Origin of the sequence: Streptomyces sp. NPDC051183, assembly GCF_040682455.1 — a bacterium.
Lineage (GTDB): Bacteria > Actinomycetota > Actinomycetes > Streptomycetales > Streptomycetaceae > Streptomyces.
On sequence record NZ_JBFBBA010000006.1, the window covers coordinates 222,811 to 246,485 of the forward strand.

Here is a 23,675-nt window from a genome sequence, read left to right on the forward strand (position 1 = left end):
CGGGTACCTGCCGGACTCAGTGGAAGAAGTGCCGGGTCCCGGTGAAGTACATCGTCACGCCCGCCGCCTTGGCGGCCTCGATCACCTGCTCGTCGCGGACCGAACCGCCCGGCTGGACCACGGCCTTGATGCCCGCGGCCGTCAGGATCTCCAAGCCGTCGGGGAACGGGAAGAACGCGTCCGAAGCGGCGTACGAGCCCTGCGCGCGCTCGGCACCCGCCCGCTCGACCGCCAGCTTCGCCGAGTCCACGCGGTTGACCTGGCCCATGCCGACGCCGACCGAGGCGCCGTCCTTGGCGAGCAGGATCGCGTTGGACTTGACCGCCCGGCAGGCCTTCCACGCGAAGGCGAGCCCGGCGAGCTCCTCGGCGGAGAGCGCCTCGCCGGTGGCGAGCGTCCAGTTGGCCGGGTCGTCGCCCTCGGCCTGGCCCCTTCCCTTTTCAAACGTGTCGCTCTGCTGGAGCAGCACGCCGCCGGAGATGGGCTTGAGGTCACCCGGCTGGTGCGGGGTGCCGTCCACCTTCAGGACGCGGATGTTCTTCTTCTTGGCCAGGACCTCGACCGCGCCGTCCTCGTAGGCGGGGGCGGCGATGACCTCGGTGAAGATCTCCGCGACCTGCTCGGCGAGCTCGACGGTCACCGGGCGGTTGACGGCGATGACGCCGCCGAAGGCCGACAGCGGGTCGCAGGCGTGCGCCTTGCGGTGGGCCGCGGCGACGTCCGTGTCGATGGCGATCCCGCACGGGTTGGCGTGCTTGATGATCGCGACGCAGGGCTCTTCGTGGTCGAAGGCGGCGCGGCGCGCGGCCTCGGTGTCCACGTAGTTGTTGAAGGACATCTCCTTGCCGTGCAGCTGCTCGGCGTTGGCGAGCCCGCCCGGCCGGCCGTCGGTGTAGAGGGCGGCGGCCTGGTGCGGGTTCTCGCCGTAGCGGAGGGTCGACTTGCGCTCCCACGCGCCGGCCAGGAACTCGGGCAGTACGGCCTCCGGCTCCGGGGCGTACGCGTTCGTGAACCAGGAGGCCACGGCGACGTCGTACGCGGCGGTGTGCTGGAAGGCCTCGGCCGCCAGGCGCTTGCGGGCGGTGAGGTCGAAGCCGCCGCCCTGGGCCGCGGCGATCACGTCGGCGTAGCGGGCGGGGCTGGTCACGACGGCCACGGAGGGGTGGTTCTTGGCGGCGGCGCGGACCATCGACGGACCGCCGATGTCGATCTGCTCCACGCACTCGTCCGGGGTGGCGCCCGACTGGACGGTGGCCAGGAAGGGGTAGAGGTTGACGATCACCAGGTCGAAGGGCTCCACGCCCAGCTCGGCGAGCTGGTTGCGGTGGTCCTCCAGGCGCAGGTCGGCGAGGATGCCGGCGTGTACGCGCGGGTGCAGGGTCTTGACCCGGCCGTCGAGGCACTCGGGGAAGCCGGTCAGCTCCTCGACCTTGGTGACGGGCACCCCGGCCGCGGCGATCTTCGAGGCGGTGGAGCCGGTGGAGACGAGCGCGACGCCCGCCTCGTGCAGGCCGCGGGCCAGCTCTTCCAGTCCCGTCTTGTCGTAGACACTGACGAGCGCACGCCGGATCGGCCGCTGGGTCGTGGTCGGGTCGTTGCTCTCTACGGCGGTCACTGGATTGTTACCTTTCGTCCCTCAATGCGGTAGCCGTGCCGGGCCAGGCGCCCCACGACATCGACGAGCAGCTCGCGCTCGACTTCCTTGATGCGCTCATGGAGAGCGGCTTCGTCCTCTTGGTCTCGGACCTCGACGACACCCTGGGCGATGATCGGACCGGTGTCCACGCCGGCGTCCACGAAGTGGACCGTGCAGCCGGTGACCTTCGCGCCGTACGCGAGGGCGTCCCGTACGCCGTGCGCGCCGGGGAAGGCGGGCAGCAGGGCGGGGTGCGTGTTGATGAACCGGCCGCCGAAGCGGTCGATGAACCCCTTGCCCACGATCTTCATGAACCCGGCCGACACGACGAGGTCCGGCGCGTGCGTGGCGGTCGCCTCGGTGAGGGCGGCGTCCCACTCCTCGCGGCTGCCGTACGCCTTGACCGGGCACACGAAGGTGGGGATGCCCGCCTTCTCGGCGCGCTCCAGGCCGACGATGTTCTCGCGGTCGGCCCCCACGGCGACGACTTCGGCCCCGAAGCCCTCGGCTCCGCCGGGGTGGGCGTCGATGGCGTCGAGCAGGGCCTGGAGGTTGGTGCCGGAACCGGAGACCAGCACGACCAGGCGGGAGGCGGCCATGGGAGGCCCTTTCTCGCGGGGAACTCGCGGGGAATGCGTCGTTCGTCTTGTGTGGTCATACGAAACTTCAGGTCGCCGATATACGGGCGACCATACGAAGCCACCGACCGCCTGCAACGATACCGGCACACCGGACGGCCCCCGAGGGACGGGGGGACGGCCGAGCGGTAGCGTCTGGCATACAAGCCGCAAACAGGCCGCCGACGTCCCACCGACGTCCATGACACAGGGGAAGAAACACACCCGATGCCGGACCGCCGCCAGCCTGACCCCTCGACCGACGACAACCCCTTCGCGGCTCCCCCGGAGGGCCGGCCCGACCAGCCGTGGCAGCCGCGGGGCGGCGCCGACGGCGGCCGGCCGGGACCGGGCGAGGAACCGGGATCCGGTCCCGGCCAGGGCCCGGGCCAGGGCCCGGGCGAGGGCGGACCGGCGCGCTGGGATCCGACCGACCCGATCCAGCGGCGGGCGAGGTACGCGCTGCTGGCGGGCATGTGGGGCTTCTTCTTCGGGATCTTCGGGATCCCGTCGGTGGGCCTGCTGCTGGGTGCGCTCGCGCTGTACTGGGGGATCAGCGCGCTCCGGGACGTGCCGGCGCCGGCCGCCGCCCGGGCTTCCGTCGACGACGTGGAGGGCGGCGCGCCGGCTCCCGCCCCGGCGCCGGCCCAGGGCGGGCTCGCGGCCCTCGGCTCCGCCGCCCGGCCACAGCGCACGGCGGCGGTGAGCGGCCTGGTCACCGCGTCGCTGGCGGTGCTGCTGGCACTGAGCTCGTACGCGCTGCAGATCGCGTACAAGGACTTCTACGTCTGCCGCGACGACGCCCTGACGAAGACGGCGGAGCTGCAGTGCAACGACCTGCTTCCGGACAACGTCATCGGCAAGATGCTGAAGGTGCAGCGCTAGGAGGGCTCGGGGCCGGTCCCGGTCCCGGTCCCGGAGCCGGACTCCGGTCTGCGGCGCGGCAGGACGCGGGCGCCCGTCACCATCGGGACGGGGCCGGGCACGGACTCGCGTACGGGCTCGGGTACGGGCGGCTTCGCCGGGAGCGGGATCGGGGTCAGGTCCAGCTTCAGGCCGGGCAGGACGGTCACCGTCCGGGGCGGCTTGGGCGGCTTGGGCGGCTTGGGCGGCTTGGGCGGCTTGGGCGGCTTGGGCGGCTTGGGCGCCGGAACGTTCGCCGGGGCCGGGGCCGGGTCGGCCGGAGTGTCCACAGGCTGGGGATCCGGCGCCGGACCGGGCTTCGCCGACGAGAAGTCCGGGATCAGGGTGCCCGCCGCGCGGCGCAGCGCCGCCCAGCGGATCTCCCGTACGCCGCTGTCGTGCCAGTCGTCCTCCTCGGCGGCCATGCCCCTGGCCGGCCGGTTCCGCCAGGCGTGCACCGTGACCGCCACCGGAACCGCGAGCACCAGGGTCCACCCCAGCGCGGCGGCGCCCGTCTGCCACCACACCGGCCCGAAGCTCGCCAGCTCGCGCGAGCCCATCGGCCCCGCCGAAGCCGCCGCGAGGCCGGTCATCGCCAGCGCGCAGACCAGCGAGCCCAGTGCCGCGGTGAGCGCCGTCTCCCCGTACGAGACCTCGCGCGCCCGGCGTACCGCGAACCAGCCCACCGCCAGCCCGGCCACCACCGGCACCCCGGCCGCGGCCCAGGTCAGCGGCGTCCCCGGGCCCGTCGGCGGCAGCGCCGCGAGCAGCGGGAACCGGGGCAGCGCGGGCGAGCCGCCGAAGCCGAGCGGGGTGGCGGCGGCTCCCGTGCCGAGGGCGAAGCCGGGGCCGAGGGCGTAGGACGCGCCCCAGACCATGGCGTTCGGGATCAGGGTGACGGCGAGCAGCAGTACCGCGAACCGGCCCGACCAGACGCCGGTCAGCGACAGGAAGGACGCCTGGACCTCCGCCCCGTGCCAGGCGAGCGAGGATCCGACGAGCAGGGCGCCGCCGCCCAGGAGGACGAGGGTCCCGCCGGCTCCGGCGCGCAGGGCGAGTGCGTAGCGGGGGCGCCGGGCCCAGGCGGGCAGCGGCCCGAGCGGGCGCCCCCGGGCCTCCCACGCCCCGCCGGCGGCAGCGAGGGCCGCGACCAGCGGGAGGTGCCAGGCGGCGCTGAGCGGGTCGGCGGGCATGGGGCCGCCGGCCGCGTACACGGTCGCGAGGGCCCCGACCCCGAGGTACCCGCACAGCACGGCGGAGAAGACGGCGCTGGTGGGCAGCTCCTCCTCGCCGGGCTCGCCGGGGGCGCTCCCGAGCCGGGCCGCGCGGCGGATGAGCAGGGCGGGCAGTACGACGAGCAGCAGCGGGGTCACGCCGACCGGTGCCGGCATCCCCGACAGGGTCTCGTACCGGATCAGCTCGGTCCCGTGGGCCAGCAGCCAGAGCCCGGCGGCCAGGTGCAGGGCCCCGCCGGGGCCGCTGTCGGGGTACGGGGAGCTGATCCACAGCACGATGACGAGCACGGCGAGGAAGCCGAGCCCGAGTCCGGCGGCCACTGCACCGCCCAGCACACAGGCGGCGGCCCGCGAGGCCGTCGGCAACGGGGTCCCGCGTTCGGTCACTTGGGTCACCCCGCCATGGTGCCAACGACACGCGCTATGGGCGGGTAACAGGCGAATGCCCGTGGTGTCGCTCAATATACGTTTATGTACTTTTTCGCTCAGGGCGTCCGGGTTGCGGGGAGTGTGGCATGACACAAGACGTCACGGAGCCGGTCCTCCCCACCCCGAAGGAACGCCGGCGCCTGCGCGAAGCGGCGGACCTGACCCACGAGGAGGTCGCGGAGCAGGTCGGCGTCACCCCGACGACCGTCCGCTCCTGGGAAACGGGCCGCACGGACCCCCGCGGCCGCAAGCGCGACGCGTACGCAGAGCTCCTGTCCCGCCTGTCCACGGAACCGGGGCCGCCCCTGACGCCCGACCAGCCGGCCCACCCGGCCGAGGAGTCGGCCACCGCCGCGGCGGCCGTCCGCACCACCGCCGCCGCCGCTGACGCGGCACAGTCCGGGGCCGACGGGCTGCCCCCGGCTCTGACGGGCTCCGCCGTCGAGCAGCCCGGCGCCGGGGCGGCCCAGCCGGGGACGTTCGCCCTGGCCGCCACCGCCGCGGGGCCGCCCGGGGCCCTGACGGCCGACCAGATGGCCGCCACCGCCGAGGATGACGCGGCACGGGCCGGGGCCGCGGTGCGGGGGGTGCGGGGCTTCGGCGGAGGCTGGCAGGGCCGGGCCGCGGGCTCGCAGACCTGGCCCAAGGCCGCGGTCAAGCGCGCCGCGAAACCCCCGGCCGGGATGCCCCGGCACGAGGTCAAGGCCACCGTCAGGACCGGCGGCGGCAGCGGCCCGGCCACTCTCCGCCCGGGCTGGAGCACCGGCGGGGCCCCCGAGCCGGGCCCGGGCGGCAGCACTGGCGGTGACGACGAAGTCCCCGGGGCTGGCCCGGGCAGCAGCGCCGGTGGTGACGGCCGAGTCCCCCAGGCTGGCGCAGGCGGCAGCGCCGGTGGTGACGGCCGAGTCCCCCAGGCTGGCGCAGGCGGCAGCGCCGGTGGTGACGGCCGAGTGCCCCAGGCTGGCCCGGGCGCCGGTGGTGACGGCGGGGTGCCCGAGGCGGTCGGCGGCGGACCCGGGGCCGTCGCCGGCGGGCCGCCCGAGGCCACCGCGGACACCGGGCCCCCGGACCCGGGACCCGGGCCGGAGGCAGCGGCCGAGACCGCCTTCGACCGCCTCCACGCCCGTACCGCCGGCGCCCTCGCCCGCCAGGTCTACCTCCTCACCGGCCGCCACGCCCTCGCCCTGGAGTCCGTCGAGCGGGCGTTCCACCAGGCCTGGCAGCGCTGGCCCGAGGTCGCCACCGACCCCGACCCGGTGGGCTGGGTGCGCGCGGCGGCGTACGAGCACGCCCTCTCCCCCTGGCACGTCGTGCGCCGCACGCACCGGGACCCGGACAAGCCCCCGGCCGCCCTCACCGACCGGATCCTGCTGGACGCCATGCTCGCGCTGCCGCCCGCCCACCGCCGCACGGTCCTGCTCTACGACGGCGTCGGGCTCGACCTGCCCGACACCGCCGCCGAGACCGAGGCCAGCACCCCCACGGCCGGCAGCCGCCTGGTCCACGCCCACGCCGAGCTCGCCGACCGGATCCCCGAACTGGCCGCCGTCGCTCCCGAGAAGCAGTCCGCGCTGCTGCGCGAACGGCTGGGGTCACTGCGCCCGGCCGTGCCGCTCCAGCCGCGCCCGGCCGCCGAGGTGCGCAACGCCTGCGAGTACCGGGCCCGGCGGTGGACCCGCGCGGCCCTCGGCCTGACCGCGGTCATCGCGGTCGCGACCGCCTACACGGCCGTGACCGCGCCGACCCAGTTCGTGCCGCCGGACTCCCCCGGCGCGAGCGTCTCCGGCGTGCCCCCGCTCAGCGGCCCCCAGCGGCTCACCGACCAGGGCCGCCAACTGCACGACAAGCTGCGGACCGACCCGTCCGCGGGCACCGCCAGGATCCACCCCGTTCCGGAATAGCCGGAAACGGGCGTGGCCCGCACCCCTTCACAGGGTGCGGGCCACGAGCATCACTGCGTACGGCCGGAGCCGCGGCGGCGACTACTGGGCGGCGAGGATCTCGCGCGCCAGCTTGGCCGTCTCGGTCGGCGTCTTGCCGACCTTGACGCCGGCGGCCTCAAGGGCCTCCTTCTTGGCCTGCGCGGTGCCCGAGGAACCGGAGACGATGGCGCCGGCGTGGCCCATGGTCTTGCCCTCGGGGGCGGTGAAGCCCGCGACGTAGCCGACGACCGGCTTGGTGACGTTCTTCGCGATGAAGTCCGCCGCACGCTCCTCGGCGTCGCCGCCGATCTCGCCGATCATGACGATCAGCTCGGTGTCCGGGTCGGCCTCGAAGGCCTCCAGGGCGTCGATGTGCGTGGTGCCGATGACCGGGTCGCCACCGATGCCGACGGCGGAGGTGAAGCCGATGTCGCGCAGCTCGTACATCATCTGGTAGGTCAGCGTGCCGGACTTGGACACGAGACCGATCTTGCCGGGCTTGGTGATGTCGCCCGGGATGATGCCGGCGTTGGACTGGCCGGGGGTGATCAGACCCGGGCAGTTCGGGCCGATGATCCGCGTCTTGTTGCCCTTGGCGGTCGCGTACGCCCAGAAGGCGGCGGAGTCGTGCACCGCGATGCCCTCGGTGATGACGACGGCCAGCGGGATCTCGGCGTCGATCGCCTCGACCACGGCGGCCTTGGCGAAGGCCGGCGGGACGAAGAGGACGGAGACGTTGGCGCCCGTCTTCTCCATCGCCTCGGCGACGGAGCCGAAGACCGGGACCTCGGTGCCGTCGAAGTCGACGGTCGTGCCGGCCTTGCGCGGGTTCACGCCGCCGACGATGTTGGTGCCGTCAGCCAGCATCAGCTTGGTGTGCTTCATGCCCGTGGCACCGGTCATGCCCTGGACGATGACCTTGCTGTCCTTGTTGAGGAAGATAGCCATGTGAGTCTGTGACCTCTGCCCTTACTTCGCAGCCGCGAGCTCGGCGGCCTTGTCGGCCGCACCGTCCATGGTGTCCACGCGCTGGACCAGCGGGTGGTTGGCGTCCGAGAGGATCTTGCGACCCAGCTCGGCGTTGTTGCCGTCGAGACGGACGACGAGGGGCTTGGTGACCTCTTCGCCCTTGTCCTTCAGCAGCTGGAGCGCCTGGACGATGCCGTTGGCGACCTCGTCGCACGCGGTGATGCCGCCGAAGACGTTGACGAAGACGGACTTGACGTCCGGGTCGCCGAGGATGATCTCAAGACCGTTGGCCATGACGGCGGCGGAGGCGCCACCGCCGATGTCCAGGAAGTTGGCGGGCTTGACGCCGCCGTGGTTCTCACCGGCGTAGGCGACGACGTCGAGGGTGCTCATGACGAGACCCGCGCCGTTGCCGATGATGCCGACCTCACCGTCGAGCTTGACGTAGTTGAGGTTCTTCTCCTTGGCGGCGGCCTCGAGCGGGTTCGCGGCCGCGTGGTCCACGAACTCCTCGTGACCCGGCTGGCGGAACTCGGCGTTCTCGTCGAGCGAGACCTTGCCGTCGAGCGCGATGACGTCGCCGTTGGCGACCTTCGCGAGCGGGTTGACCTCGACGAGGAGCGCGTCCTCGGCGATGAAGGTCGCCCACAGGGTCACGAGGACCTCGGCGACCTTCTCCGCGACCTCGGCCGGGAACTTCGCCAGGGCGACGATCTCGCGGGCCTTCTCGATGGTCACGCCCTCGTTGGCGTTCACCGGGACCTTGGCGAGCTTCTCCGGGGTCTCCTCGGCGACCTGCTCGATGTCCATGCCGCCCGCGACCGAGGCCATGGCCAGGAAGGTCCGGTTGGTGCGGTCGAGGAGGTACGAGACGTAGTACTCCTCCAGGATCTCCGGAGCGGTCTCGGCGATCATCACCTTGTGGACCGTGTGGCCCTTGATGTCCATGCCGAGGATGTCCGTCGCACGGGCGACGGCCTCGTCCGGGGTCGCGGCGAGCTTGACGCCGCCGGCCTTGCCGCGGCCGCCGACCTTCACCTGCGCCTTGACGACCGACTTGCCGCCCAGCCGCTCCGTGGCCTCGCGCGCCGCCTCAGGCGTGTCGATCACTTCACCGGCCAGCACCGGTACACCGTGCTTGGCGAAGAGGTCCCTCGCCTGGTACTCGAACAGGTCCACGCGCGTCCGTCCCTTGTCTTCAAAGATTCGCAGTGATTCGCGGTTGTCTGCTATCTGCGTGGGCGTGCCGCGGAGGGCAACGTGACTGCGCTGTCACAAGGGAGGCGCACACGGTGACCGTGGACGCGGCATGTCCGTCCCGCAGGTTATCCCCGTGGGACGTAGGTCCCTAAATCGCAGATCACACCTGAGCGGTGATACCTGTCACAGATCGCCTCACGGTTGAACTGCAACTTCGTGCGATCTGCCGATTTGCGGTGGCGCCCGTCACGCCACCGGGAGGGGGCGCTTCTCCAGGGCCGCGGCCATCACCTCCGGGAACAGGTCGGGGGTGCAGGCGAAGGCGGGCGCGCCCAGCGCGGCGAGGGCAGCTGCGTGTTCCCGGTCGTAGGCCGGGGCGCCCTCGTCGGACAGTGCGAGCAGGGTCACGAACTCCACGCCGGCGCTCTTCATCGCCGCGACCCGCTTGAGCATCTCGTTGCGTATGCCGCCTTCGTAAAGATCACTGATCAGGACGACGACGGTGTCGGCGGGTCTGGTGATCTTCGACTGGCAGTACGCGAGGGCGCGGTTGATGTCGGTGCCGCCGCCCAGTTGTGTGCCGAAGAGCACGTCGACGGGGTCGTCGAGCTGGTCGGTGAGGTCGACGACGGCGGTGTCGAAGACGACCAGGCGGGTCGCGATCGACCGCATCGAGGCCAGCACCGCCCCGAAGACGGAGGCGTAGACGACGGAGGCGGCCATGGAACCCGACTGGTCGATGCAGAGGATCACCTCCTTCTTGACGGATTGCGCCGCCCGGCCGTAGCCGATCAGCCTCTCGGGGACGACGGTGCGGTGTTCGGGCAGGTAGTTCTTGAGATTGGCCCGGATCGTGCGGTTCCAGTCGATGTCGTGGTGGCGGGGGCGGCTGATCCGGGCGGACCGGTCGAGCGCGCCGGTGAGGGTGGCCCGGGTGCGGGTCGCGAGCCGCTTCTCCAGGTGCTCGACCACCTTGCGGACGACGGCCCGCGCGGTCTCCTTCGTGGTCTCGGGCATCGCCTTGTTGAGGGAGAGCAGGGTGCCGACGAGGTGGACGTCCGGCTCCACGGCCTCCAGCATCTCCGGCTCCAGCAGCAGCGCGGACAGGCCGAGCCGGGTGATGGCGTCGCGCTGCATGACCTGGACCACCGAGCTGGGGAAGTACGTACGGATGTCCCCGAGCCAGCGGGCGACATTGGGCGCGGATCCGCCGAGCCCCGCGGAGCGCTCCCCCGCGGTCCTGCGGGAGCCGGCGGCGCCCGGCCCACCGCCGTACAGCGCGCCCAGCGCCCCGTCCATCGCCGCGTCCCGCCCGCTCAGCACGCAGCCGGTCCCGTCGCCCTCGCCGCCGCCCAGCACCATCCGCCACCGCCGCAGCCGCTCCGCGGCACCGTCCGCGGTGCCGTCCGCGGTGCCGTCCGCGGTGCCGTCCGCGGTGCCGTCCGCGGTGCCGTCCGCGGTGCCGTCCGCGGTGCCGTCCGCGGTGCCGGTCCTGAGATCCGCTTCCGTCATTGGTCCGTCCCCCTGTGCTCGTGGTCTGCGCCGGCTCCTCGCCGGCCTTTCCCGTCCCGCACCGCCGCGTCAGGCCGGTGTCGGCGCGGCGGTGAGCAGTTGCCGGACCAGGGCCGTCACCGCGTCCGCGCGGGCCGGGTCCAGGTCCGGGGCGAAGCCCTCGGGGGCCGCCCCCGAGGCCGAGCGGGCGGCCCGGGCGCCCGGTCCGCGGCGGACCAGCTCGCCCAGGGTCCGTCTGACCCCCGGCTCGTAGGCCCCGAACGTCCGCCGCAGCAGCGGCAGTACGTCGATGAACGCACCCTCCGGCACCGACGTCAGCCAGGCGTCGATCAGCCCGAGCAGCCGGTCGTCGTGCACCAGGAGGGTCCCGCCGCCCGCGCCCCCGCCGGTGAAGCCCTCGATCCAGCCCGCCGCGTCCGCCGGTTCGGACGCCGGGGACAGCGCGAGCCCCATCAGCCGGGCCGTCTCCTCGGGCGGCAGCCGCCCGTCGTCGAGCAGCAGCCGGCCCGCGCGGCCGCGGATCAGCCCGGGGACGCGATCGCGCCCGGCGAGCGTGCGCAGCACGGCCGACCAGCGCTCCCGCAGGCCCCCGTCGGCATCGGCGAGCAGCCCGACCGCCCCGTGCACCCCGTCCACGTGCGCCCGCAGCTCCGCCGCCGCGTCGGCGTCCAGCCCGGCCGCGCAGGCGGGCGGCAGGGCCACGCATATCCGCTCCGCGAGCCCGGCCGCGACCGTGCCCAGGGCTGCCGCGTCGGTGCCGCGGACATCGCCGTACCGCAGTGAACGGGCCAGCGCGGGCAGCGCCTCGGCGAGCCTCGCCACGTCCGTGTCGAGCGCGGCCCGGTCGGCGAGCGCCCGCAGCACGGCCGGCAGGGCCTGCGACAGGCCGGCCAGCAGGCACCGCTCCGCCAGCGCGGTGACCTCGCCCAGCTCCCCGGCGAGCGCCGCGTCGGCCTCGGCCTTCGCGGTGGCCGCCGCCAGGACGGTGGTCCCCCATATGCCGGCCTCGGCGACCCGCACCGCCAGCTCCGGCTCCCAGCGCAGGCGCCAGGTCTCCCGGAAGGTGCCGGTACTGCCCCGCGAGGCGGTCGGCCTGCCCCAGTCGATGCCGAGCAGCCGCAGCCGGTGCAGCAGCAGCGACTTGGCCGCGTCCGCTTCCTTGCGCAGGTCCAGCTCCAGCTCGCGGTCCTGCGCCTCGGCCTTGAGGCGCAGCGAGCGCTGCTGCCGTGTCAGGTCTCGCTGGAGCGGTACGACGGGCGCCCCGTCGGGGACCTCGCCGAGCACGTCCCCCACGACGAGCCGGTCCTCTATCAGCGCGAGCGGCACGTCGGAGCCGTCGCACATGACCGCCCGCGCCGCCTCCAGGGTTTCGCCGAGCCCCGGCAGCGGCCGCCCCCGCATCGCGGCCAGGGTCTCCGCGAGCCGGACCGCCTCGATGACATGGGCGGAGGAGACCTGCCGGTCCTCGTCCCGCAGCAGGCCGGCGACCTTGGTCAGCCAGCGCTCCACGGGCCGGTCCCGGGCGTCGAAGAGGTGTGCGTACCAGCCGGGCGAGGAGATGCCCGCGCCGTACCCTCCGGCGCGGGCGAGCCGCCGGTGCGTCCAGGGCACCCAGGTGGTCTCCACCTTCACCTTGGGCAGGCCGGTGAGCAGTGCCTTGTCCGCGGCCGCGGTGGTCCTGGCCCGCAGAGCCGGGACGTGCCAGGCGCCGCACACCACGGCGTAGTCCGCGCCGAACTCCCGGCGGGCGGCCCGCATCCGCTGGCGCATGTGGGCCTCGCGCACCAGGTCCCGGCGGTGGCCGCCGTCTCCGTACGCCTCGCGCAGCGCGCCCATGGCTTCGCCGAGCGCTTCGAACGCGCCGAGCGGGTCCCCCGGCCCGCCGGCTCCCCGGTGCTCGACGACGTCCTCCCACCAGCGCTCGGGGTCGTCGTACCCGGCGGTCGCGGCCAGTACGGCGAGCGGGTCGACCCTGACGGAGTCCGGCTCGTCCGCACGGTCCGGCTCCGCCTCGGCGGCCAGCGAGTGCGCCGCGGGGAGGTCTATGAACCGGACCGGTACGTCGTGCCGTTGCGCCCACCGGATGGCGGTCCACTCCGGGGAGAACCCGGCGAGCGGCCAGAACGCGGCCCGGCCGGGGTCGTCGGCAGCGTGCGCGAGCAGGGCGACGGGCGGCCGCATCCCGGGGTCGGCGGCGAGCGGCAGCAGGGCGTCGCCCTCGGGCGGCCCCTCGATCAGCACGGCCCGCGGCCGCGCCGCGTCGAGGGCGGCCCGCACCGCGCGGGCGGAGCCGGGCCCGTGGTGGCGCACGCCCAGCAGCAGCGGCCCCTCCGCCGACGCGCCGGGCGGCGTCTGCGGGCTCATGCCGTCACCTCCCGGCAGGCCCGGTAGAAGTCCTTCCAGCCGTCCCGCTCGCGGACCACGGCTTCCAGGTACTCCTGCCAGACCACCTTGTCGGCGGCCGGGTCGCGCACGACGGCCCCGAGGATCCCGGCGGCCACGTCGGAGGGGCGCAGCACGCCGTCCCCGAAGTGGGCGGCCAGGGCGAGGCCTCCCGTGACGACCGAGATGGCCTCGGCGGTGGACAGGGTGCCGCTGGGCGACTTGACCTTCGTACGGCCGTCGTCGGTGACTCCGTCGCGCAGCTCGCGGAAGACGGTGACGACGCGGCGGATCTCCTCCAGGCCCTCGGGCACGGCCGGCAGGTCGAGGGCGCGGCCCATCTGGTCGACGCGGCGGGCGACGATGTCGACCTCGGCATCGGCGGTGGCGGGCAGCGGGAGCACGACGGTGTTGAACCGGCGGCGCAGCGCGCTGGAGAGTTCGTTGACCCCGCGGTCGCGGTCGTTGGCGGTGGCGATGAGGTTGAAGCCGCGCACGGCCTGCACCTCCTGGCCGAGCTCCGGTATCGGGAGCGTCTTCTCGGACAGGACGGTGATGAGGGTGTCCTGTACGTCGGCGGGGATGCGGGTGAGCTCCTCGACGCGGGCAGTCATGCCCTCGGCCATGGCGCGCATGACCGGGCTCGGTACGAGCGCTTCGCGGCTGGGGCCGTGGGCGAGGAGGCGGGCGTAGTTCCAGCCGTACCGGATGGCCTCCTCGGGGGTGCCTGCGGTGCCCTGGACGAGGAGGGTGGAGTCTCCGCTGACGGCGGCGGCGAGGTGCTCGGAGACCCAGGTCTTGGCGGTGCCGGGGACGCCGAGCAGGAGCAGCGCGCGGTCGGTGGCGAGCGTGGTGACGGCGACCTCGACGATGCGGCGCGGGCCGACGTACTTGGGCGTGATGACGGTGCCGTCGTCGAGGGTGCCGCCGAGCAGGTACGTCGCGACGGCCCACGGGGAGAGCTTCCAGCGGGCCGGGCGGGGCCGGTCGTCGGCGGCCGCCAGGGCTTTCAGTTCGTGTGCGAAGGCGTCCTCGGCGTGCGGTCGCAGCGCCTCTGCTTCCGTGCCGTTCCCGTGCGTGGTCATGGTCCCCCTCCAATGCTCGGCAGCCGCTCCCGACTGCTGTGAACCACGTTGCACCACACCACTGACAACGCCCCTCGCTCATCCCGTTGTTGCAGGTCAGAGCGATTGTCAGTGGGGGTGCCTACGGTGGTTCACATGACTGAGCAGGAGGTTCGCTGGACGGCGGAACAGGTGCTGGCTCTGGCTCCTGACGACGCATCACGCAAGGCGGGAGGCAGGCTGGGCGGGGCGGGTCCGTGGTCACAGACCGGAGGTTCCGCTTCCGGTGCGGTGTGGGGGTTGTGCAAGGGCAGCGGCAGTACGCCGTACCGGACGGTCGTGGACCTCGCGGGCCCGGCGTACAAGTGCTCCTGCCCGAGCCGGAAGTTCCCGTGCAAGCACGCGCTGGGACTGCTGCTGCTCTGGGCGGCGGAGGGGCTGGGCGAGCCGGCCGAGGCTCCCGACTGGGCGGGCGAATGGCTGGCGGAGCGGGCGGCGAAGGCCGCGCGCCCCGCCGCCGCGGCCGCTGTGGCCGACCCGGAGGCGGCCCGAAGACGGGCCGAGCGGCGGGCGGCGCGGATCGGCGCGGGCGTCACCGAACTGGAGCAGCGGCTCGCCGATCTGCTGCGCGGCGGCCTCGCCGGGCAGGAGCAGGCGGGGTACTCCGCGTGGGAGGAGACCGCCGCGCGGATGGTCGACGCCCAGGCGCCCGGACTGGCCGCGAGGGTACGGGAGTTGGGGACGATACCCAGTTGCGGCCCGGGCTGGCCCGCCCGGATGCTGGAGGAGGCGGCGCTGCTGCACCTGCTGGACCGGGCCTGGCTGGGGGTTTCGGGCCTGCCGGGGCCGTTGGCCGCCACGGTCCGCAGCCGGGTGGGGCTGCCGTCGTCCACGGAGGGGGAGGAGGAGGTCGTACGGGACCGCTGGCTCGTGCTGGCCCAGTACGACACGGCTTCGCCCGACGGACGGCTCATCACGCGCCGGACATGGCTGCGCGGGCAGGCGGGCGGACGGCCGGCCCTGGTGCTGGACTTCGGCCCGCCCGGGCGGCCGCCGGGGCTCGCACTGCCCGTCGGACTGGTACTGGAGGCGGAAGCCCGCTTCCGGCCCGGCTCGGCGGGGCTGCGGGCGGACCTCGGGGAGGGGTTCGCGGCGGCCGAGCCGTGCGGTGCGGCGCCCGAGGGGGTGGGCGCGGATGCGGCGCTTGAGGCGTACGGGGCGGCGCTGACCGCCGACCCGTGGCTGGAGTCCTGGCCCGTGGTGCTCGGCCCGGTGGTTCCGATACCGGGCGGACGGGCGGGCGGACCGGCGGGGGAAACGGCCTGGCAACTGGCGGACGCGGAGGGGACGTCCGCCCTGCCGGTGCCGGCAGGGGGGTCGGCGAGCCGGTCCGGCGCGGGCCTGTGGCGGTTGGCTGCGCTGTCGGGAGGTGACCCGGTGACGGTGTTCGGCGAGTGCGGACACCGCGGCTTCACCCCGCTCACCGCCTGGCAGGCGGGCTCCTCGGAGCCGGTCGCGCTGGTCTGACGCGGGGCACGGCCTCGGGGGATGCCCCGAGAGGGGGAAGCGACGGCGCGGGGGCGCCGGCGTGACGGAATACGAGACGACCGAGCCGGGGGGCTGCTGTGGACGACAACCACGCGAGCTGAGTGACGAGTTGCGGGGGCAAGGCTGCTCCGGTCCCGCGGAGGGGGCGGGACCGGAGCCGGGGGCACGACGAGAAGGGGCGGGACCGGGATGGACACGGCGACACAGGCGGACACGGCCGCGGGCACGGGGTGCGGGGACTGGGAGGAGCTGGTCGGCGCCGCGCTGCTGGGCACCGAGCGGCGGCAGGGCAGCCCGGAGGCGCTGCTGGACGCGGCGGCCGTGCTCACCGTACGGCGGCGGGCCGGGCTGCGGCCCGCCGAGGCCGGCCCGCGGCCGGAGCCCGCCGCGCGGGATCCGCGCCCAGTACCGCCCGAGGCGGCCCGGCGCCGGCTGGCGCAGCTGCTGGCCGGGCGGACCGCCGCGGGCAGCGGCGGGCGGCGCGGCTCGGCCCCGGACCTGACCGAGCTGCTGCCGCAGTGGCTGGCCGCGGCCGCCCGGCACGGCTACCGGGCACCGGCCGCGCTGGTGCCCGCGCTGCTCGACACCGCGCGGGCCCGCTCGGACCTGCGGCCGCAGGCGCTGGCCCTGGCCGGGGTGCGCGGGCTGTGGCTGGCGCGGCTGAATCCGGACTGGCGGTTCGCGGTGCGCGGCGGGGCGGGGGGCGCGGGGGAGCTGCCCGCCGCCACCGATGCGGCCGGGGTGGAACTGCTCTGGCAGGAGGGGCTGTTCGCGGAACGGGTCGCGCTGCTGGGTCTCGTCCGGGCCCACAGTGCGGCGGCCGCGGTGCGGCTGCTGGAGACGACCTGGGCCACCGAGCGGGCCGAGGACCGGCTGATGTTCCTCGATTCGCTGCGGCTTGGGCTGTCGGAGGAGGACGAGCCGTTCCTGGAGGCGGCGCTGGGCGACCGCAGCCGCAATGTCCGGGCCACGGCCGCCGAACTGCTGTCCCCGCTGCCGAGGTCGGCACTGGCGGGGCGGATGGCGGAGCGGGCCCTGGCCTGCGTGGGGCCCGAGGGGGTGACACCGCCGGCCGAGTGCGATGCGGGGATGCTGCGCGACGGCGTGGTGAAGCGGCCGCCGGCCGGGCGCGGGGAGCGGGCCTGGTGGCTGGGCCAGATCGTGGAGGCGGCGCCGCTGTCCTGCTGGCGGGAGCGGTTCGGGGGGCTCGGCCCGGCCGAGCTGGTGGCCCTTCCGGTGGCCGAGGGCTGGGCCGAGGAACTGCATGCCGCGTGGTGCCGGGCCGCGGTTCGGCAGCAGGACCCCCAGTGGTCGCACGCCCTGCTGGGCCCGGCATCCGCACCGCCCGCGGCGGGCCCGGCGACTGCCTCGCTGGCGGAGCGGGCGAAGCTGCTGTCGATCCTGCCCGAGGAGGAACGGGCCGAGTGGGTGGCCGAGTTCATACGGGCCCACGGCCTGTCGGAGGCGTTCCAGCTGCTCGGGGTGTGCCTGGTCCCGTGGGCGGGGGCGCTGGGCCGGGCCGTGGTGGACGCGCTGGACACGGCCCGGGAGGCGGGCAGCTACCCGTGGAGCTTCAGCGGGGTGATGGGCCTCGCGGAGCGCTGCCTGGACCCTGCGGAGGCGGACCGCCTGGAGTCCTTGACGACCGGGACCGAGGACCCCCCGGACGCCTCCGCCGGCGCGGCGGCCTACTGGGCGGAAGCCTTCCAACGCCTGACCGCCACCCTGCGCCTACGCGCCGCCATGCTCACAGAACTCACCCCGCCCTGACCGGCTGACGGCCCCGCCGGAGTCGGGCCGGGTCCGGGGCCGGTCCGGGCCTGACCACCTAACCGCGCCTGACCGCGCCGGGCCTGACCCCGCCGGAGATTCCGCACCGAGTGGCACCGGACCGCGCCGGGCCTAGCCGGGCCGAGCCGCGCCGGGCCGGGCCTGACGGACCGCGCGCCGGGGCCGACCGCGCCTTACCGACCACTACGCCAGGCCCGGGCCTGAGCACTCAACCGCGCCTGACCGTGCCGAGCACGGGCTGACCGCGCCGGGAGCTCCGCCCCGGACCCGCCCGGCGAGGCCGAACCACACCGGGCAGCACCTGACCACGCCGGGTCAGGCCGGGCCTGAGCACTTCACCAGGCCGGGCGCGGGCCTGACCGCAACGGGAGCTCCGCCCCGGCCCCGCCCCGCGCAGCCGAACCGCACCGCATCGCATCGCATCGCGCCGGGTCCCGGCCCGGCAGCGGTGGTGGGGGTTACTGGCGGACGTTGGCGTTGACCCAGTCAACGATCGACGTCGTCGTGGCGCCGGGGGTGAAGATCTCGGCGACGCCCTTCGCCTTGAGGGGCGCGATGTCGTCCTCCGGAATGATGCCGCCGCCGAAGACCTTGATGTCCTCCGCGTCCCGCTCCTTCAGGAGCTCCAGCACGCGCGCGAACAGCGTGTTGTGCGCGCCGGAGAGGATGGACAGGCCGATCGCGTCGGCGTCCTCCTGGATGGCGGTGTCCACGATCTGCTCGGGGGTCTGGTGGAGGCCGGTGTAGATGACCTCCATGCCCGCGTCCCGCAGGGCCCGGGCGATCACCTTGGCACCGCGGTCATGGCCGTCGAGACCCGGCTTGGCAACCACCACACGGATCGGACCGGTCACACCCATCGCACTGCCTCCCGAGTGAACGAACGTTAAGTACAGCATCGCGCACGCCACCGTTTCGCGGTCAACCACGAGGGGGAAATCACACGTGGGATGGCGTGCCGCGCCACCGCGCCGACAGCCGCACGGCACGGTGGCGTGACCCGTCGCGGTCCCAAGAGGCTTAGGGGAGGCCGTCGATGGGGCTGTCCATACCCATGTCCGTGCCCAGGTCCGGGGCCGCGCTGCGGGCCGGAATTCTCGAGGCGATCGTACTCGGCGGGCACCTTCTGCTCTATCCCACCGGCGTACGCCAGGAGAACCCGGCCGCCGCCGCGGCCGCCGGGGAGCGGGCGCCCGTCCTGCTGCTGCACGGCTTCACCGACAACCGCTCCGTCTTCGTCCTGCTGCGCCGTGCGCTCGGGGCGGGCGGCCGCCGCCAGGTGGAGGCGTACAACTACTCCCCCTTCACCCTCGACCTGCGCGTCACCGCCCGCCACCTCGCCCGCCGGGTCGAGGAGCTGTGCGAGCGCACCGGGCAGGAGCGGGTGGACCTGGTCGGGCACAGCCTCGGCGGACTGGTCGGGCGGTACTACGTCCAGCGCCTCGGCGGCGACGCCCGCGTGCGCACGCTCGTCACGCTCGGCACCCCGCACTCCGGCACCCGCGTCGCCCCGTTCATGGACGCGCACCCGCTGGTCCGGCAGATGCGCCCGGACTCCGAGGTGATGGCCGAGCTCCGCGCGCCCGCGCCCGGCTGCCGGACCCGATGCGTGGCGTTCTGGAGCGAGTTCGACGAGCTGATGGCCCCGACGGAGACGGCCCGTATCGAGCACCCCGACCTGATCACGGAGAACGTGCAGGTCACAGGCATCGGCCACCTCGCCCTGCCCGCGCACCCGACCGTCATCGCGGCGGTCCGGCGGGCCCTCGACGGCCCGGGCCCGGTCGCGCTCGCGCGCCCCGGAACCGCCTCCGTCGCCTGAACACCAACCAACCGACATTCGAACGAATTTCGAACTCAAGGCCAAGGCTGCGTCTTGCCGCGACCGAAAGACGGCCGAATGCCCGGTTCCCCCGAGCTTGGACCCCTCCGAAGATTGTCGTTGCCAGTAACCGCCGGGTACAGTCACGCCACTGCTCTCCTCCGAGGAACGTCTCATTCCTCGGCCACCCAGGCCCCCACCGCCGAGGCGAAAGAGAAGTTGGTGAACGACCGCCCCACGTCGGGCCAGTACCCCGATTACGGGTATGACGGCCTCTCCACCACCACTTTCGCTGGTGACTCGGCATACGTTTCCTATGAAACGCAGGGCCAGGGCTACAACTACGCCTCGTACGGTTCGTACGACACGGGTGCGTACGACACCACCGCGTGGACCACGCAGGAGAGTTACGCCCAGCATTCCCAGGACGGTTACTTGTCGACCGTCCCCGCCCAGGCCGTCCCCGAGGACACGACGGGCCAGTGGGACGCGAGCGCCTGGAACACGCCGGGCTTCGGTTACGACACCTCCGCGGACCAGACCGGGACCTGGTCGATGCCGGGTTACGGCACGACCGGCACCGAGACCGGCGCTTACGACGCCACCGCCTGGAACACCGTTCCCCAGGAACAGCCCCAGCAGCAGACGTACGAGTACGACTACGCGTACCAGCCCGAGGCTCCGCAGGAGCAGCAGGAGCAGCAGCCCGCGTACGACTACGCCGAGGGCTACACCGAGAGCTACAGCGAGACGGCCGTCTTCGAAGTCGTGGAGGCCAACGGCGACATGGACGCGGTCGCCGTGGACTCCATGGACTCCACGGACGCCGTGCATGACCTGCCCACCCAGGCCATGCCGGTCACCTCCGCGGCCCCGCTCGAACCCCGCCCCTCGCGCCGCGCCGGCTCCAGGGGATCCGCCAAGGGATCCGCCAAGGCCGCGTTCAAGCCCGCCGCGAAGGCCGGCGGCAGCGGGAGCGGCAACAGCCGCCGCCGGACCCCGGCGAAGCGTTCCGCCCTGCTGACCGTGGCCGTGCCCTCGGCCTGCGTGATGGGCGTCGCGGGAGTGGCCGCCGCCTCGGTGGGCGGGCTCACCGGCGCCGACCAGTCCGCCGACGACACCACGACCGCCATGGCCGCGCCCGACCCGGCCTCGGTGAAGCCTGTCGCGGCGAACAGCAAGCTCGACACCCAGCTGACCGCGCTCAGCGCCGACGCGGGCGACTTCGCGGACCGCGCGAGCCGTACGCAGGAGCGCATCGACCTGCGTCAGCGCCAGGAGGACGAGAAGAAGCGGAAGGCGGAGGAGGCCGCGGCCAAGGAGGCGGCCCGCCCCAAGTTCGCGCTTCCCGTCGAACGCGAAGGCCTCAGCGCCACCTTCGGGCAGGCCGGCGGCATGTGGATGTCCGTGCACACCGGCATCGACTTCCCGGTCTCCTACGGAACCCCGGTCATGGCCGCCACCGACGGCACCGTGCGCACCCAGTTCAACAGCGCCTACGGGAACATGGCCATAGTGACCGCGGCCGACGGCACCGAGACCTGGTACTGCCACCTCAGCAGCACCAAGATCCGCTCCGGCAAGGTCAAGGCCGGCGACGTCATCGCCTACTCCGGCAACTCCGGCAACTCCACCGGACCGCACCTGCACTTCGAGGTCCGGCCCGGCGGCGGCGCCGCGATCGACCCCCTGCCGTGGCTCCGCAGCCACGACCTGGACCCGACCTAACCCCCGGCCCCGGCTTCCGCCGGGGCCTTGCGCCCGGGTCTCCCCCGACCCAACGGGCCCTCCGAAGGCCTAGAGCTTCTGCACCGGCGCGTAGCGCAGCAGCAGCCGCTTCGGCTTGTCGTCCCCGAAGTCGATGGTGGCCTGCGCGTCCGCGCCGGCTCCCTTGACCTCCATGACCGTGCCCAGCCCGAACTGGTCGTGCGTCACCCGGTCCCCGACCACCAGCGCGATGACCGGCTTGTCGGCGGCCCGGCGCGTGGCGAACCCGGACGGGCCCGACTTCGTACGCGACGAGGACAGGAACGACTCCGGCGAGGTTCCGAAGGTCGCCTTGCCGCCACCGAAACCGCCACCGCCGCCCGAGCCCGAGCCGTACCCGGAACTGCGCATCGGGCCCGCCGGCTTCTGCGCCGCGCCCGTGCGCTTCCACTGCAGGTACTGGTCCGGGATCTCCTCCAGGAACCGCGACGGCGGGTTGTACGAGGGCGTCCCCCACGCGCTGCGCATGCTGGAGCGGGTCAGGTAGAGCCGCTCGCGCGCCCGCGTGATGCCGACGTACGCCAGGCGGCGCTCCTCCTCCAGTTCCTTGGTCTGGCCCAGCGCGCGCATGTGCGGGAAGACCCCGTCCTCCATGCCGGTCAGGAAGACCACCGGGAACTCCAGGCCCTTGGCGGTGTGCAGGGTCATCAACGTGATGACCCCGGAGCCGTCGGTGTCCTCGTCCGGGATCTGGTCGGAGTCGGCGACGAGCGCGACCTGCTCCAGGAACTCCGACAGGGTGCCCGCGCCGGGCGCCGGGGTGCCGTTCTCGGCCGCCTCGGCGGCCGCCGCCTCCCGGGCCTGCTCGAACTCCAGGGCCACGGCCGCCAGCTCCTGGAGGTTCTCGATCCGCGTCTCGTCCTGCGGGTCGGTCGAGGCCTGGAGCTCGGCCAGGTAGCCCGTACGCTCCAGCACCGCCTCCAGCACCACCGCGGGGCCCGCGCCGGAGTCGACGATGGTCCGCAGCTCCTCCATCAGCACGTTGAACCGCTTCACCGCGTTCGTCGAGCGCGCGGCCATGCCGAAGGCCTCGTCCACGCGCCGCAGTGCCTGCGGGAAGGTGATCTTCTCGCGCATCGCGAGCGCGTCGATCATGGCCTCGGCGCGCTCGCCGATGCCGCGCTTGGGCACGTTCAGGATGCGGCGGAGCGGGACGTTGTCCTCGGGGTTCGCCAGCACGCGCAGGTACGCGAGGACGTCGCGGACCTCCTTGCGCTCGTAGAACCGGACGCCGCCGACGACCTTGTAGGGCAGCCCGACGCGGATGAAGATCTCCTCGAACACGCGTGACTGCGCGTTGGTCCGGTAGAAGATCGCGACGTCGCCGGCCTTGGCGTCGCCCGCGTCCGTCAGCCGGTCGATCTCGTCGGCGACGAACTGCGCCTCGTCGTGCTCGGTGTCGGCGACGTACCCGGTGATGACCGCGCCGGTGCCGGCCTCGGTCCACAGGTTCTTGGCCCGCCGGTTCTCGTTGCGCTCGATCACGGCGTTGGCGGCGGACAGGATCGTCTGCGTGGAGCGGTAGTTCTGCTCCAGCAGGATCGTCTTCGCGTCCGCGTAGTCCTCCTCGAACTGGAGGATGTTGCGGATGGTCGCGCCGCGGAAGGCGTAGATCGACTGGTCGGCGTCACCCACCACGCACAGCTCGGCCGGCGGCAGGTCCGGGTAGCCGGTGCCGACCAGCTCGCGCACGAGCGTGTACTGCGCGTGGTTGGTGTCCTGGTACTCGTCGACCAGTACGTGCCGGAAGCGGCGCCGGTAGTGCTCGGCCACGTCCGGGAACGCCTGGAGCAGGTGCACCGTGGTCATGATGATGTCGTCGAAGTCGAGCGCGTTGGCCTCGCGCAGCCGCCCCTGGTACATCGCGTAGGCCTGGGCCAGCGTCTTCTCGAAGCCGTCGGCGGCCTGTCCCGCGAAGGCGTCCTCGTCGATCAGCTCGTTCTTCAGGTTCGAGATCTTGGCGCTGAAGGACTTGGGCGGGAACTTCTTCGGGTCCAGGTCCAGGTCGCGGCAGACGAGGGCCATCAGGCGCTTCGAGTCGGCCGCGTCATAGATCGAGAAGGAGGAGGTGAAACCGAGCCGCTTGGACTCGCGGCGCAGGATGCGGACGCAGGCGCTGTGGAAGGTGGACACCCACATGGCGTTGGCGCGCGGCCCGACCAGGCCCTCGACGCGCTCCTTCATCTCGCCGGCGGCCTTGTTGGTGAAGGTGATCGCCAGGATCTGCCCGGGGTGGACGTTCCGCGCGGACAGCAGGTGTCCGATGCGGTGGGTCAGCACCCGGGTCTTGCCCGAGCCTGCGCCGGCCACGATGAGCAGCGGCGATCCCGCGTGCACCACGGCGGCGGCCTGCTGCTCGTTCAGCCCGTGCAGGAGCGTCGCCGGGTCGATGACGGGCCTGGGGGCGCCGTCCCGGTAGTACGCGTCCCCGCTCATGGGCACGTCGAACCGGCCCCCGAAGAGGTCGTCCGCGCCCGCTTCCGGGGCGGCGTGGTCCTCGGGCGGCGGCGGGACCTCGTCCGAGGGGGAGAGGTCGGCCAGGAAACTGTCGTCAAAGAGGCTGCTCATCGCCTTCCGAGTTTAGGGGTCGGGACCGACAGCCGGTCCCTGGCCCGGAAAATCGGCCGCGGATCGCGCGGAATCGCAGCGGAATCGCACGGAACGTCACGGGAACGGGCGGCATATGCCCCCCGAATCCCCCGCCCGGCCCCTCCGGCCCCCTCCGGACCCTTCCGAGGCGCCGTTGCTGAGGCCGTAGTCAGGTCTCAGCATTCCGGGCATTCCGGCCCGGAAGGTCCGTCTCGTCACCAGAGCGTGAGGGCTTCGGCTTGAGTACGGTCTCTCGTTTCTGTCTGCCGCTGGTGCGGAAGGGTTGCGC

General features: G+C 73.7%; 16 protein-coding genes. 6 read left to right on the forward strand and 10 right to left on the reverse strand.

Going from position 1 to position 23,675, the window contains the following annotated elements; all coding sequences use genetic code 11:
- Window positions 1-16: 16 nt before the first annotated feature.
- On the reverse strand, window positions 17-1,615 hold the full coding sequence (gene purH / locus AB0M99_RS07740) for a bifunctional phosphoribosylaminoimidazolecarboxamide formyltransferase/IMP cyclohydrolase (RefSeq protein WP_365917759.1): 1,599 nt from the start codon (window positions 1,613-1,615) through the stop codon (window positions 17-19).
- The gene (gene purN, locus AB0M99_RS07745) at window positions 1,612-2,235 is read right to left on the reverse strand and encodes a phosphoribosylglycinamide formyltransferase (RefSeq protein WP_365917760.1); all 624 of its coding nucleotides are present in this window, start codon (window positions 2,233-2,235) and stop codon (window positions 1,612-1,614) included. The genes purH and purN overlap by 4 nt, the downstream gene beginning before the upstream one ends.
- Before the next feature lie 246 nt (window positions 2,236-2,481).
- Between purN and AB0M99_RS07750 the strand changes: the two genes are divergently transcribed.
- Window positions 2,482-3,138, forward strand: a complete 657-nt coding sequence (locus tag AB0M99_RS07750; RefSeq protein WP_365917761.1) for a hypothetical protein — start codon at window positions 2,482-2,484, stop codon at window positions 3,136-3,138.
- Here AB0M99_RS07750 and AB0M99_RS07755 read toward each other — a convergent pair.
- The gene (locus tag AB0M99_RS07755; protein WP_365917762.1) at window positions 3,135-4,787 is read right to left on the reverse strand and encodes a DUF6350 family protein; all 1,653 of its coding nucleotides are present in this window, start codon (window positions 4,785-4,787) and stop codon (window positions 3,135-3,137) included. The genes AB0M99_RS07750 and AB0M99_RS07755 overlap by 4 nt on opposite strands.
- A 119-nt stretch (window positions 4,788-4,906) precedes the next feature.
- Here AB0M99_RS07755 and AB0M99_RS07760 point away from each other — a divergent pair, with 119 nt between their 5' ends.
- Window positions 4,907-6,721: a helix-turn-helix domain-containing protein gene (locus tag AB0M99_RS07760; RefSeq protein ID WP_365917763.1), complete on the forward strand. Its 1,815-nt coding sequence runs from the start codon at window positions 4,907-4,909 to the stop codon at window positions 6,719-6,721.
- An 81-nt stretch (window positions 6,722-6,802) separates the two neighbouring features.
- Here AB0M99_RS07760 and sucD read toward each other — a convergent pair whose 3' ends face one another.
- From sucD to AB0M99_RS07785, 5 genes are all read right to left on the reverse strand, one after another.
- Complete coding sequence (sucD, locus tag AB0M99_RS07765) at window positions 6,803-7,690, reverse strand: succinate--CoA ligase subunit alpha (RefSeq protein WP_267012683.1); 888 nt, start codon at window positions 7,688-7,690, stop codon at window positions 6,803-6,805.
- A gap of 21 nt (window positions 7,691-7,711) precedes the next feature.
- A complete protein-coding gene (gene sucC, locus AB0M99_RS07770; RefSeq protein ID WP_365917764.1) occupies window positions 7,712-8,890 on the reverse strand; it encodes an ADP-forming succinate--CoA ligase subunit beta in 1,179 nt (392 codons plus the stop codon).
- 267 nt (window positions 8,891-9,157) lie between these two features.
- Window positions 9,158-10,273, reverse strand: coding sequence for a VWA domain-containing protein (locus AB0M99_RS07775; protein ID WP_365917792.1), 1,116 nt, complete (start codon window positions 10,271-10,273; stop codon window positions 9,158-9,160).
- 219 nt (window positions 10,274-10,492) lie between these two features.
- The gene (locus tag AB0M99_RS07780) at window positions 10,493-12,787 is read right to left on the reverse strand and encodes a DUF5682 family protein (protein ID WP_365917765.1); all 2,295 of its coding nucleotides are present in this window, start codon (window positions 12,785-12,787) and stop codon (window positions 10,493-10,495) included.
- The gene (locus AB0M99_RS07785; protein ID WP_365917767.1) at window positions 12,784-13,890 is read right to left on the reverse strand and encodes an AAA family ATPase; all 1,107 of its coding nucleotides are present in this window, start codon (window positions 13,888-13,890) and stop codon (window positions 12,784-12,786) included. The genes AB0M99_RS07780 and AB0M99_RS07785 overlap by 4 nt, the downstream gene beginning before the upstream one ends.
- 135 nt (window positions 13,891-14,025) lie before the next feature.
- Between AB0M99_RS07785 and AB0M99_RS07790 the strand changes: the two genes are divergently transcribed.
- A complete protein-coding gene (locus AB0M99_RS07790) occupies window positions 14,026-15,396 on the forward strand; it encodes an SWIM zinc finger family protein (RefSeq protein WP_365917768.1) in 1,371 nt (456 codons plus the stop codon).
- Between the two features lie 210 nt (window positions 15,397-15,606).
- Window positions 15,607-17,187 carry a DUF5691 domain-containing protein gene (locus AB0M99_RS07795; RefSeq protein WP_365917769.1) on the forward strand — a complete coding sequence of 527 codons (1,581 nt, stop codon included), beginning with the start codon at window positions 15,607-15,609 and terminating at the stop codon, window positions 17,185-17,187.
- Window positions 17,188-17,666: 479 nt separating this feature from the next.
- Here the strand turns inward: AB0M99_RS07795 and AB0M99_RS07800 are convergent, their stop codons facing one another.
- Window positions 17,667-18,068: a cobalamin B12-binding domain-containing protein gene (locus AB0M99_RS07800; RefSeq protein ID WP_365917770.1), complete on the reverse strand. Its 402-nt coding sequence runs from the start codon at window positions 18,066-18,068 to the stop codon at window positions 17,667-17,669.
- 176 nt (window positions 18,069-18,244) lie between these two features.
- On the opposite strand from AB0M99_RS07800, the gene AB0M99_RS07805 reads away from it, so the two are divergent.
- Entirely contained in the window at window positions 18,245-19,030 is a 786-nt protein-coding gene (locus AB0M99_RS07805) for an alpha/beta fold hydrolase (RefSeq protein ID WP_365917771.1), read from the forward strand.
- Between the two features lie 222 nt (window positions 19,031-19,252).
- Window positions 19,253-20,758: a M23 family metallopeptidase gene (locus AB0M99_RS07810; RefSeq protein WP_365917772.1), complete on the forward strand. Its 1,506-nt coding sequence runs from the start codon at window positions 19,253-19,255 to the stop codon at window positions 20,756-20,758.
- 69 nt (window positions 20,759-20,827) lie between these two features.
- Here the strand turns inward: AB0M99_RS07810 and pcrA are convergent, their stop codons facing one another.
- Window positions 20,828-23,365 carry a DNA helicase PcrA gene (pcrA, locus tag AB0M99_RS07815; protein ID WP_365917773.1) on the reverse strand — a complete coding sequence of 846 codons (2,538 nt, stop codon included), beginning with the start codon at window positions 23,363-23,365 and terminating at the stop codon, window positions 20,828-20,830.
- Window positions 23,366-23,675: the final 310 nt, after the last annotated feature.